The 12,050-nt window shown below is 70.2% G+C and carries 10 protein-coding genes; 4 read left to right on the top strand and 6 right to left on the bottom strand.

Features of this window, described 5'->3' with window-relative positions; all coding sequences use genetic code 11:
- The first annotated feature begins 123 nt into the window (after positions 1 to 123).
- On the top strand, positions 124 to 2,028 hold the full coding sequence (locus tag ACFYRY_RS01820) for an AMP-dependent synthetase/ligase (RefSeq protein WP_389138981.1): 1,905 nt from the start codon (positions 124 to 126) through the stop codon (positions 2,026 to 2,028).
- 103 nt (positions 2,029 to 2,131) lie between these two features.
- Here ACFYRY_RS01820 and ACFYRY_RS01825 read toward each other — a convergent pair whose 3' ends face one another.
- Both ACFYRY_RS01825 and ACFYRY_RS01830 read right to left on the bottom strand, forming a co-directional pair.
- Positions 2,132 to 2,419 (bottom strand): DUF4190 domain-containing protein, encoded by a 288-nt coding sequence (locus ACFYRY_RS01825; protein WP_389138983.1) that lies wholly within the window; start codon positions 2,417 to 2,419, stop codon positions 2,132 to 2,134.
- A gap of 160 nt (positions 2,420 to 2,579) precedes the next feature.
- Complete coding sequence (locus ACFYRY_RS01830) at positions 2,580 to 2,756, bottom strand: hypothetical protein (protein ID WP_389138985.1); 177 nt, start codon at positions 2,754 to 2,756, stop codon at positions 2,580 to 2,582.
- A 204-nt stretch (positions 2,757 to 2,960) separates the two neighbouring features.
- Between ACFYRY_RS01830 and ACFYRY_RS01835 the strand changes: the two genes are divergently transcribed.
- On the top strand, positions 2,961 to 3,395 hold the full coding sequence (locus tag ACFYRY_RS01835; protein ID WP_389138987.1) for an ATP-binding protein: 435 nt from the start codon (positions 2,961 to 2,963) through the stop codon (positions 3,393 to 3,395).
- Positions 3,396 to 3,410: 15 nt separating this feature from the next.
- On the opposite strand, the gene ACFYRY_RS01840 is transcribed toward ACFYRY_RS01835, so the two are convergent.
- The 3 genes from ACFYRY_RS01840 to ACFYRY_RS01850 form a co-directional block, all read right to left on the bottom strand.
- Positions 3,411 to 3,848, bottom strand: a complete 438-nt coding sequence (locus ACFYRY_RS01840; protein WP_389138989.1) for an ATP-binding protein — start codon at positions 3,846 to 3,848, stop codon at positions 3,411 to 3,413.
- A complete protein-coding gene (locus ACFYRY_RS01845) occupies positions 3,845 to 3,967 on the bottom strand; it encodes a hypothetical protein (RefSeq protein ID WP_389138991.1) in 123 nt (40 codons plus the stop codon). Before ACFYRY_RS01845 ends, ACFYRY_RS01840 begins: the two co-directional genes overlap by 4 nt.
- 133 nt (positions 3,968 to 4,100) lie before the next feature.
- Positions 4,101 to 4,472 carry a PRC-barrel domain containing protein gene (locus ACFYRY_RS01850; RefSeq protein ID WP_389138993.1) on the bottom strand — a complete coding sequence of 124 codons (372 nt, stop codon included), beginning with the start codon at positions 4,470 to 4,472 and terminating at the stop codon, positions 4,101 to 4,103.
- Between the two features lie 397 nt (positions 4,473 to 4,869).
- Here ACFYRY_RS01850 and ACFYRY_RS01855 point away from each other — a divergent pair, with 397 nt between their 5' ends.
- Together ACFYRY_RS01855 and ACFYRY_RS01860 are read left to right on the top strand one after the other, a co-directional pair.
- Positions 4,870 to 9,147: a HAMP domain-containing protein gene (locus ACFYRY_RS01855; RefSeq protein ID WP_389138995.1), complete on the top strand. Its 4,278-nt coding sequence runs from the start codon at positions 4,870 to 4,872 to the stop codon at positions 9,145 to 9,147.
- Positions 9,144 to 11,603, top strand: a complete 2,460-nt coding sequence (locus tag ACFYRY_RS01860; RefSeq protein WP_389138997.1) for a SpoIIE family protein phosphatase — start codon at positions 9,144 to 9,146, stop codon at positions 11,601 to 11,603. Before ACFYRY_RS01855 ends, ACFYRY_RS01860 begins: the two co-directional genes overlap by 4 nt.
- 30 nt (positions 11,604 to 11,633) lie before the next feature.
- Here ACFYRY_RS01860 and ACFYRY_RS01865 read toward each other — a convergent pair whose 3' ends face one another.
- The gene (locus ACFYRY_RS01865; protein ID WP_389138999.1) at positions 11,634 to 11,960 is read right to left on the bottom strand and encodes an STAS domain-containing protein; all 327 of its coding nucleotides are present in this window, start codon (positions 11,958 to 11,960) and stop codon (positions 11,634 to 11,636) included.
- Between the last annotated feature and the right edge of the window lie 90 nt (positions 11,961 to 12,050).

A 12,050-nucleotide genomic window follows, 5' to 3' on the forward strand; every position in this document is an offset into this window, starting at 1 on the left:
GATCGCCGACGCCGGTCCAGTTGTTCAATCCCGGCACCCCGCGCGGTCACCTCGGCTACATTCGAGCACCGCGGATGACCGTACTCGTCGGCGGAGTCACACCCCGTACACGTCAGGATCAGCATGCGCGACGTCACTCCCCCGCCCCCGACCGCCCCACCAGCGCCCGGCGGGCTCGCCGACAGCGTCTTCGACACGGCGGCCGTCGCACCGACCCGGCCGGTGCTGGCGCGCCGGCCCGTCGCCGCCTTGCCCGGCTGGGACGAGGTGACCGCCGCGGAGCTGCGGGACGAGGTCGTCGAGCTGGCGAAGGGGCTGATCGCGTCCGGGATCTCCCCGGGGCACCGGGTCGCGATCATGGCGCGTACCCGGTACGAGTGGACGGTCGTCTGCTACGCGTTGTGGGCCGTGGGCGCCGAGGTCGTGCCGATCTATCCGACCTCCTCGCGCGACCAGGTCGAGTGGATCCTGCGGGACGCGGCCTGCGTCGCCGTACTCGTCGAGGACGAGCAGACGGTGATGACGGTCGGATCGGTGTGCGCGTCACTGCCCCGGCTGCGGCACGTCTGGCAGCTGGACGCGGGGGCGCTGGAGGAGCTAGCGGCGCGGGGCGAGTTCATTCCGCTGGCCACGGTCGACTCGCTGCGCCGCATCGTCCTGCCGGACTCGACCGCGGTCGTCGCCTACACCTCCGGCACGTCGGACCGCCCGCTGGGCTGCGCGCTCAGCCACCGCGGTCTGGCGAGCGTCTGCGACACACTGCTGGCGGGCTGGCGCCAGACGACCGCGCCACCCGGTGAGCAGGGGTCCGTGCTGGCCTTCCTGCCGTTCTCCCATGTGTACGGCCTCATGATCCAGGCCTTGTGCCTACGGGGTGGCCTGCTGATGGGGCACGAGCCCGAGCTGGGCGGGGACGCGCTGGCGAGGGCGCTGCGGTCGTTCCGCCCCACCTACTTCTACGCCGTGCCGTCGGTCTTCGAGAAGATCTACAAGAACTTCCTGCGCACGGCCCAGCAGTCGGGCCGCGGCGCGCTGTTCGAGCGGGCGGCGGAGACGGCCCGGGACTTCGCCGCGGCGTGCGAGCGGCAGCGGCTCGGCGAGGGGCCGGGCCCCGGCTTCGACCTCCGGCTCCAGCACGCCCTGTACGAGCGGACGGTGTACCGCGGGCTGCGCGGCGCGCTCGGCGGCCGGGCCCGGCGTGCCACCTCGGGCGGCTCTCCCCTGAACCGGGAGCTCTCACTGTTCTACGAGGGCATCGGCATCTACGTCCACGACGGCTACGGCCTCACCGAGACCAGCGGCGGGATCACGATGCAGCCGCTGGGCCGGGAGAAGTCCGGGACGGTCGGCCAGGCCCTGCCGGGTACCGACATCCGGGTCGCGGAGGACGGGGAGATCCTGGTGCGCGGGCCGTCGATGTTCCAGGGCTACGTGGGCCACGCGGCGGCGTCCCGCCCCGCGCTGCACGGTGGCTGGCTGGCCACCGGGGACATCGGTCGGCTGGATCCCGAGGGTTACCTCACGATCACCGGCCGCAAGAAGGACGTCATCATCACCAGCAGCGGCAAGAGCGTCGCCCCGGCGGCACTGGAGCACCGGCTGCGGGTGCACCCGCTGATCCACCAGGCGGTCGTGGTGGGCGACAACCGGCCCTGCGTGGGGGCGCTGATCACGCTGGACCCGGACTTCCTCGCGCACTGGCGGGCAGCCCTGACCTTGCAGAGCGACACGCCGAGCCGGGAGGCACGGGAGGAGAACGCGCTGCGGGAGGAGATCACACGGGCGGTGGCGGCGGCCAACAGCGCGGTGTCGCGGCCGGAGTCCATCCGGGTCTTCCGGGTGCTGCCGGAGCCGTTCGACGTGGCCAGCGGGTTACTGACGCCGTCGATGAAGCTGCGCCGGGACCTCATCGTGCGGACGTACGCGTTCGAGATCGACGCGATGTACCAGGCGCGCTCATGGGCCGGACGCACCCGGGTGCCGGACGAGACGTCGGCCTGGGACGACGCGGACAACGTGTTCCGCTGAGGGCGGGCCCACCAAGCGGTGGGCGCGGGCGGCCACGGATCTGACGAAGGGCGCATGCCGGTACCTCGGCATGCGCCCTTTCGGCACGGGACGGGGGCTGGGGTCAGCCGCCGACGTACCAGGTGAAGCCACCGTTCGACGCGGCCACCGCGAAGAGGACCGCGAAGAGGACCAGGTCGATGATGCCGAGGACGATGCCGGCCTTGGCCATCCCCGCCCCACCCTTGGCCGGTGCCTGACGCAGCCCCACGGCGCCCAGCACGATCGCCACCGGGCCGAGAACCACGTTGAAGAAGATCAGCCCGATAATGCCGCAGATGAGGCCCGCGATAGCCAGACCATTGGTACGCGACCCGGAGGACGCGGCAGAGGAACTGCCGTAACTCGTCATCACATTCTCCCGTTGTCCGGTGTTTCCGGTGTGTGGATTACCGCCCGAGTTCCCTTCAACAGGCCTTGCACACCGGCGAGTTGCCCTGAAGCGCAGGAGCGTGATTTCCTGCCTGGGGAAACCAGCACAGCAATGATTCCGAAATTCCTGGTTCCGCTTTTCAGCGCCTGCGGCCGCGTGCCGCCCAGGAGGTGCCCACGCCGGCGAGGTGCAGGGCCAGCACGGTGAGGCCGAGGAGCATGACGTTCGTCGACGTGAAGGCGTCGTTGGTCGAGATCTCGGCCGCGTTGATCAGGAACGCGATGAAGAACAGAACTGCCGCTGCTATGGCGAGCACGGGTCACTCTCCGTTCGTCGTGTCCTACGAGGTCTTTCTGCGTCCCTCTGCCCCGATTCCGCGGCGACAGGCCCGTCGGCGGCGCACGGTTCGCCAGTCTGATCGTGTCCGCGCGAGTAGCCTCCGTCGGCTTGGGAACTAGCAAACGGTGGGGGCGCAAGGGGAAGGACGACAGCCCTGCAGACGACGGGCCGGGAAGGCGAGATGGCAAGCGATCCGCATAGGGACGACACACTGACTTCCAAGGAGATCCCGAGCCGCAGCAGCCGCTTTTCGGGCGAGCTGCGCAACGTGACGGGCGCACGCCTGGAAGCGGAGAAATTCCTCTCCGATCTGGCACGTACCGCGCCGCCGGCCACGCCGGAGTACTGGGACGACATTCTCCTTGTGGTCACGGAGCTGGCCGCCAACGCGGTCCAGTACGCGCCAGGTCCTTTCGAACTGTCCATGCGCCGGACGTTCGACGGCGTGCACGTGGTCATGCAGGACACGAACACGACACCACCGGCGCCCCGCCCCTTCCACCCCAGCAAGGGCGGGGGCGGCATCGGATGGCACCTGATCCACACACTGTGCGACCAGGTGAGCGTCGTCACCAGTGAGCGCGGCAAGGAGATCCACGTCTTCCTCCCCTGGTGAGAGGTCTCTCAGCGCTCAGCCGGGCATCGCACGCAACGGCACGAACACGCTGATGGTCTTGCCGCCCTCGGGGCGCCTGTGGACACCGATCTCACGGGCGAGACGAATGATCAAGGGCCAGCCATAGCCGTTGCCGTGGTGCCCGTCGGGCAGCGCGCCCGTCCCGTAGGCGACGTCGGGCACCGTGGCACTGTGGTCGTGGACGGCCAGCCAGACCCCTTCGGCGGTGGGCGAGACGTCGAACCCGGCCAGTCCGTCACCGTGCCGGATGGCGTTCGTGACCAGTTCCGACACCACCAGCTGCAGGTCGATGTCGTCTTCCTCCCGCACGGTGCGGGATTGCCTGCCCCACTGCTCGCGCACCACCGACCGCGCGTAGGCGCGTGCCTCCGCGGCGGTCTCCACCCTCGGCGCCGCCCGGGACTCGGGCGGGGTGCCATCCGCCGCCCTCACGTCCGCGTCACTGCCCAGGGCACCTCCGTGACGCTCCCGACGACGCTCTCGACCTGGTCGGCCTGGTCGGCCTGGTCGGCCTGGTCGGCCTGGTCGGAGAACCCTGCCGTTCCTGTCACCTCGATCAGCCTTTCCCGTTCCCCGGGTGCTCCGAGCGAGGGCACGCTCACGCGCGCCCTCGCTCAAAACCCCGGCGGCTTCTTCTTCTCGATGCCGGTGTGCGCTCGGTCCGGCTCCCTCGGCCGCCCCCGGTCAGGTGCTGGTCGTCTCGCGCGGCGGCAGCTGATGGTAGTAGTCGCCGACGCTCGCCAGGTAAGCGGCGTCCATGGTCTCGCTGTCCGTCTGGAACCGGGGCGCCGCCTTCACCTCGCCCCGCGTGCAGGACAGGGATATCTTCCGGCCCTCGGTGTCCACGCCGGTCACGACACCGACCGGGACCAGGACGCTGCGGCCGAAGACCCACACCCCGGTGTCCACGACCAGGTGCCGCATCCCGAAGTGGTCCGCCTGTCGGTCCACGTGACCGATCGTGCCGTCGGTCGCCGCCACGGTGTAGCCCGTGAGCTCCTGACCCTCCGCGTAACCGCTGTCCGGTGAGTACGACCAGATTCCGTCGATGACCACACCGCTCCTTCCTCCCCGGTCCGTGACGGGTCCGGGCCCGTGCGCGGACGGCGCGCCCGCCCGCTCCACAGCAGCAATTACCCTCCAGCCGCGGTCGCATTCTGCGCTTCGCGCCACAACGGCCGAACGTCGACCCCGGCCGAGCAGGAAATCGTTCCCAGTACCCCTACCGAGTCCGGGCATGCACACCCCGGACGACTTTCCGTACCGGGGGAACAGATTGGGACGACGCTTTGTCCGCCGCTCGGCACCTGGGTTAGCCTGCTTCGTCTTTCTCATCGTGCGGTTCCGTGAACTGCGCAAATGCATGTATGACTTGCGGAGGGCCGCCCGACGGCCCGACTTGGTTCCGAGTCCCCGGTCGCGGGGACTCTTGGGGAGCGGAACGAGGGTGCGCATGACCAGCAACACCACCGAGGTCGTTGATGCGGTCCCGGGAGATCACGAGCTGCGGCAGCTCCTCGCGGGGCTGACGGCGGTCCGGGACGGGGACTTCGGTACTCGCCTGCCGGACGACGGCCACGGCCTCATGGGCGACATCGCCACCGTGTTCAACGGCATGGTCGACCAGTTGTCCGTGTTCACCTCCGAGGTCACCCGGGTGGCCCGCGAGGTCGGCACCGAGGGAACCCTCGGCGGACAGGCGGAAGTACCGGGAGTCTCAGGCACCTGGGCCGATCTCACGGACTCCGTCAACGCCATGGCGGGCAACCTGACGACGCAGGTCCGCGACATCGCCCAGGTGGCCACGGCGGTGGCCAAGGGCGACCTGTCCCAGAAGATCGACGTCCCCGCCCGGGGCGAGATCCTCCAGCTGAAGGAGACCGTCAACACGATGGTCGACCAGCTCTCCGCCTTCGCCGACGAGGTCACCCGCGTCGCCCGCGAGGTCGGCAGCGAGGGGCAGCTCGGCGGACAGGCGCAGGTGCCGGGGGTCGCCGGCGTCTGGCGGGACCTCACCGACTCGGTGAACGGGATGGCGGGCAACCTGACCGGCCAGGTCCGCAACATCGCCCAGGTGACGACGGCCGTCGCCCAGGGCGACCTCTCCCAGAAGATCACCGTCGACGCCCGCGGCGAGATCCTCGAACTGAAGAACACCATCAACACGATGGTCGACCAGCTGTCCGCCTTCGCCGACGAGGTCACCCGCGTCGCCCGCGAGGTCGGCACCGAAGGACGCCTCGGCGGACAGGCGGACGTCAAGGGCGTCAAGGGCACCTGGCGGGACCTCACCGACTCGGTGAACTTCATGGCGGGGAACCTCACCTCGCAGGTCCGCAAGATCGCCCAGGTGGCGACCGCGGTCGCGAAGGGCGACCTCTCCCAGAAGATCACCGTCGACGCCCGCGGCGAGATCCTCGAACTGAAGAACACCCTCAACACGATGGTCGACCAGCTGTCCGCCTTCGCCGACGAGGTCACCCGCGTCGCCCGCGAGGTCGGCACCGCCGGGAACCTCGGCGGACAGGCGCAGGTGCGGGGGGTCTCGGGCACCTGGAAGGACCTCACGGACAACGTCAACGTGATGGCGTCGAACCTGACCGGCCAGGTCCGTTCGATCGCCCAGGTGGCGACCGCCGTGGCCCGCGGCGACCTGTCGCAGAAGATCACGGTCGAGGCCAAGGGCGAGGTCGCGGCCCTGGCGGACGTCATCAACACCATGGTCGACACCCTGTCCGCGTTCGCCGACGAGGTCACCCGCGTCGCCCGCGAGGTCGGCACCGAGGGACGGCTCGGCGGACAGGCGCACGTACCGAACGTGGCCGGGACGTGGAAGGACCTGACCGACAACGTCAACTCGATGGCGAACAACCTCACCGGCCAGGTGCGCAACATCGCGCTGGTGACGACCGCGGTGGCCAAGGGCGACCTGTCGAAGAAGATCGACGTGGACGCCCGCGGCGAGATCCTCGAACTCAAGACGACCATCAACACGATGGTCGACCAGCTCTCCGCCTTCGCCGACGAGGTCACCCGCGTCGCCCGCGAAGTGGGCACGGAGGGCCGCCTCGGCGGCCAGGCCGAGGTGGAGGGTGTCTCGGGCACCTGGAAGCGCCTCACGGAGAACGTGAACGAACTCGCCGGCAACCTGACCCGGCAGGTCCGCGCGATCGCCGAGGTGGCGAGCGCGGTCGCCGAGGGCGACCTGACGCGCTCGATCACGGTCGAGGCGTCCGGCGAGGTCGCCGAACTCAAGGACAACATCAACTCCATGGTCGGCTCCCTGCGCGAGACCACTCGGGCCAACCAGGAGCAGGACTGGCTCAAGACCAACCTCGCCCGGATCTCCAGCCTGATGCAGGGCCACCGTGACCTGCCCGTGGTGGCCGAACTGATCATGGACGAGCTGGTGCCGCTGGTGTCGGCCCAGTACGGCGCCTTCTACCTCGCCGAGGAGAACGACGAGGGCCCCGAGCTGAGGCTCGTCGGCTCCTACGGCTATCCCGACGACGACAGCAGGCCCACCCGGATCGCCTTCGGCCGCACCCTGGTCGGTCAGGCCGCGCGCAGCCGCCGCACGATCACGGTGGACGAACTGCCGCCCGACTACGTCACCATCTCCTCGGGGCTGGGCCAGGTGGTGCCGACGGCGCTCGTCCTGCTTCCCATCGTGGTGGAGGGCCAGGTCCTCGGCGTGATCGAACTGGCCTCGGTCACCGCGTTCACCCAGATCCACCAGGACTTCCTGGAACAGCTGATGGAGACCATCGGCGTCAACCTCAACACGATCGTCGCCAACGCCCGCACCGACGAACTCCTCGGCGAGTCGCAACGCCTGACGGCCGAACTCCAGGCCAGATCGGCGGAGTTGCAGGAACAGCAGGAGGAGCTGCAGCACTCCAACGCGGAGCTGGAGGAGAAGGCCTCGCTGCTGGTGGCGCAGAACCGGGACATCGAGGCCAAGAACCTGCAGATCGAGCAGGCCCGGCAGGAACTGGAGGCCCGCGCGCAGCAGTTGTCGCTGGCCTCGAAGTACAAGTCGGAGTTCCTGGCCAACATGAGCCACGAGCTGCGCACCCCGCTCAACAGCCTCCTGATCCTGGCCCAGTTGCTGGCCCAGAACCCCTCGCGCAACCTCACGCCGAAGCAGGTCGAGTACGCGGGCATCATCCACTCGGCCGGCTCGGACCTGCTCCAGCTGATCAACGACATCCTCGATCTGTCGAAGGTCGAGGCCGGAAAGATGGACGTGGCGCCGGAGGTCGTCTCGCTGCGCCAGCTCATCGACTACGTCGAGGCCACCTTCCGGCCGATGACGACACAGAAGAGCCTGGACTTCACGGTGACCACGGCCCCCGGCGCGCCCGCGGACCTGCTGACCGACGAGTCGCGGTTGCGTCAGGTACTGCGCAACCTGCTGTCCAACGCGGTCAAGTTCACCGAACAGGGCAGTGTGGAGCTGCGCGTGGAGCCCGCTGCCGACGAAGAGGTGCCCCAGGGCGTCCTGCGGGGCAGCACCCTGGTGGCCTTCCGGGTGAAGGACACCGGGATCGGCATTCCGGAGCAGCAGCTGGAGACGATCTTCGGTGCCTTCCAGCAGGCGGACGGCACCACCAGCCGCAAGTACGGGGGCACCGGGCTCGGTCTGTCGATCACCCGGGAGATCGCCCATCTGCTCGGTGGCGCGGTCACCGTGGACAGCACGCCGGGCCAGGGCAGCACCTTCACCCTGTTCCTCCCGGTGGCGCGTCCCGACTTCGAGGAGCTGATGAGCAGTGACCCGCCGCTGGAGAAGGCGCCGGACACCACCCTGGACCCGCACTACCTGAGAGGTCGTCAGGCGGCTGGTCTCCCGGCCGGGAGCGGGGAGCGCCGACGCCGTCTGCTCGTGGTGGAGGAGCGTTCTCGTGGGCTGCTGACCCTGGTCGCCGAGAGCGTGGTCGCGGACGTGGCGCACGACCGGGGCGGGAGCGGGACGGGGGCCGCGGTCGACATCATCACCGCTGTCGGGGCGCAGGAGGCCGCGGGGGCACTGGCGGACGAGCCGTGCCACTGCGTCGTACTCGAACTGGGCATGCCGGACGGTGAGGCCTCCCGGTTCCTGGAGGCCCTCCAGGGGGACTCCGCGCTGGCGAGCGTCCCGGTGCTGGTGCACAGCGGTCACCGGGCCGACCTGGCCATGGAGGAGACGCTGCTGTCCCGCGCCGCGGGCGGGGCGCGGGAGTTCCTGTCCAGCCTGGACGAGTTGCGCGAGCGCATCGCACTGCACCTGTCGGCCGAGGAACCCGGGGACGTGCTGTCCCTGGTGCGTTCGGAGGAACCGCAGCAGTTGACGCCCCACGCGGTCGACGACTCGTTCGCGGGCCGTACCGTGCTCGTCGTCGACGACGACGCGCGCAACCTGTTCGCGCTCAGCGGGATCCTCGAACTGCACGGCTTCCGGGTCCTGCACGCGGACAACGGCCGCAAGGGCATCGAGGCCCTGGTGAACAACCCGGACATCGCGCTGGTGCTGATGGATGTGATGATGCCGGAGATGGACGGGTACACCGCCACGGCCGAGATCCGCAGGATGCCGCAGTACGTCGGGCTGCCGATCATCGCCGTCACCGCGAAGGCGATGCCCGGCGACCGGGAGAAGTCCCTCGCCTCGGGCGCCAGTGACTACGTCACCAAGCCCGTGGACACCCGGGACCTGATCGCCTGTGTCCGTCGGTGGTTGTCCGCATGAGGCCACCGAGTTCCGAGCAACCGCACGAGCACGGCGACGCGGAGTCCGCTCCCGGATCCGCCGCCCCTCCCCCGCCTCTTCCCGAAGGCCTGCCCACCGACACCGGGGGCACCGCCCCCACGGCCTCCCCCGCGGGCAGGCTGGCCGCGACCGTGGAGCGGCTGCGCAGCGAGGTGCGGGTGGCTCAGGCCGAGGCGGAGGGGCGGGCTCTGATCGAGCTCGCCAAGGGCATCCTGGTCGAACGTCTGCAGTGCGGTCCCGCGCAGGCCGCCCGTCAGCTCCTGGAGCTGGCCGAGCAGGCGAAGGTGACGCCGCTGGAGTTCGCGGTGGAGGTCATCAACCAGTCCGCCCGGGACCGGATGTCGGAGGTGACGGACGCCTTCCTGGCCGCCACCTCGGCCACCGCGGACGCCGAACCGGAGGGCGACTCGCCCGCCGTACGGCTGCGGGCCGCCGAGAGCGGTGCGCTGGCCGCGGACGACACCCAGGCCGTCGCGGACTCCCTGCTGCAGCAGGCCCTGCAGCCTTTAGGAGCGGTGGCCGTGGCCATCTGGGCGGCGGGGCCCGACGGTTCCCTCACCCTGGCGGGCAGCGCCGGTTTCTCCCCGGCCGAGGCGGCGCGCTGGCGCTATGTGCCGCCGGACGTGGCGACGGTGGCGCGGCGCGGCCTCACCGAGCGGTCGGGGCACTGGATCACCTCCCTCGCGCAGACCGGTCTGCCCAGCATCGGCAGGCACCATCATCCGGACGGTGGCCGGGCCGCGCTGCCCGCCGGGACCGGCGGGCGGGTGCACGGCGTCCTGGAGATCGCCTGGCCCACGCCGCTGGCGCCCCAGCCGCAGCGGATAGTGCGTCAGGTGGAGGCGCTCGCCGAGCTGTGCGCGCACACACTGGAGACGTACACCGTGGTCCAAGGCACCGCGCCGGAACCGCGGGTGCTGCCGGACGCCGCGGAGCTGATGGACCTGGCTGACGGACTGCACGATCCCGCTCTGGTCCTGTTGCCCCACCTCGACAGCTCCGGCCACCTGGTGGACTTCCGTATCCAGCATGCGAACAGCCGGTTCCTCGACCCGGCGGGCCGGCCGCGTGCCGTGGTGAACGGCGCGCTGCTGCTGGAGGCCTACCCGATGGCCGCCGCGGAGAGCGAGCTCTTCCAGCGGGTGGAGCGGGTGTACGCGACCGGCGAGCCCTTCCGGGCGCGCCGGATGAACCTCACCGCACTCGTCGACCAGGTCCCGCTCTCGGCGGTCGCCGACATCAGCGTCAGCCGGCACGGCAGCGCCGTCCTGCTGCTGTGGCGCATCGAGGACGAGACAGCCCGGCTCGCGAGCCTGCTGCAGCACGCCCAACGGCTCGGGCGGATCGGGGGGTTCGAGGAGATCCTGCTGACCGGTGAGATCACCTGGAACGGTCAGCTCTTCGACCTGTACGGCCTCTCCTCGTCGAGCACCCCGGTGCCGCTGGAGGAGCTCCCGGCCCACGCCCACCCGGACGACACCGGCGACATCCGCAGGTTCCTGCGGACGTTGCTGCACCGGCAGCGGCCCGCGTCGGCGGCGTTCCGGCTGCAGCGGCCCGACGGGGTCACCCGGCACATCCGGGTGGTCGCGGAACCGGTGCTGGACACGGACGGCAGGCTGTTCGCCGTCCGCGGGGCATACCAGGACATCTCGGCGCAGCACTGGACGGAGGTCGCGCTCGCGGCCACCCGCGACCAGCTCGCGCACAGCGAGCAACAGGCCACCGAACGCAACCGGTTGACCCTGCAGTTGCAGCACGCCATCATGCCGCCGACCCAGGCTCCGTTGCAGGTGCCCGATCTCCAGGTGGCGGTCCGGTACCGGCCCGCCGAGACCGAGCAGCTGGTGGGCGGCGACTGGTACGACGCCGTGGTGCTGCCGTCGGGCATGGTGCTGTTGTGCGTGGGTGACGTGGCGGGGCACGGGATAGGGGCGGCCACCAGCATGGTCGTGCTGCGCAACGCGCTGCGCGGACTGGCCGTCACCGGTGCCGGGCCGGGGCAGCTGCTGTCCTGGCTCAACATCGTGGCGCACCATCTCACCGGAGCCGTCACCGCCACGGCGGTCTGCGGACTGTACGACCCCTCCCGGCACACCCTGCGCTGGGCGCGGGCGGGCCATCTCCCGCCGGTGCTGGTGCGGGCGGCCCAGGCCGCGCCGCTGCCTCTCGTCAAGGGCATGCTGCTCGGTGCCGTCCCGGAGGCGGTCTACGAGGAGGCCGAGGTCCAACTGGAGGCCGGGGACACCCTGTTGATGTACACCGACGGTCTCATCGAGCGTCGGGACCGTTCCGTGGAGGAGTCACTGCGGCATCTGCTGACCACCGCTCGTACGGTACCGAGGACACTCGACCAGCAGTTGGACCGACTGCTCACCTACAGCCGGTCGGACACCGACGACGACACCTGTCTCGTCGGCATCCGGGTCGGCTGACGGTTCTGACCGGAAAAGGTGACGGCAGGCTCAGGAGGCCCGCAGGTAGGTGTCCCAGCGGGCCTCGGGCCACAGGTCCGCGGCGTGCCGCAGCAGCCTGCGGGGCTGGCCGGTGAGGCCGGCCACGCGCAGCCGTCCGCCGTTGCGGTCGACGGCTCGCTGCATGCCGCGGATCACGTACAGGACCGCGCTGTCCACGAAGACCACGTGACCCAGGTCCAGGGTGAGGTCGCGGACGGTGTCCGGCAGGTCGTCGGCCGCGGATTCGAGCTGCGGGCGGGACCGGTGGTCGATGTCGGTGTCGACCGTCACCAGGGCAGAAGTGCCGTCGTGGCACAGTGAGATGCAGGTACCCATCTTCTTCTTGCCCCCTCTCGTCGGGGCTCGGTGGCCCGATGCCGGGCCTGGTGGGCGCCAACCACCGTGTCACATGTGTGGTGTTCCGTC

Origin of the sequence: Streptomyces sp. NPDC005263 (genome assembly GCF_042872365.1) — a bacterium.
Lineage (GTDB): Bacteria > Actinomycetota > Actinomycetes > Streptomycetales > Streptomycetaceae > Streptomyces.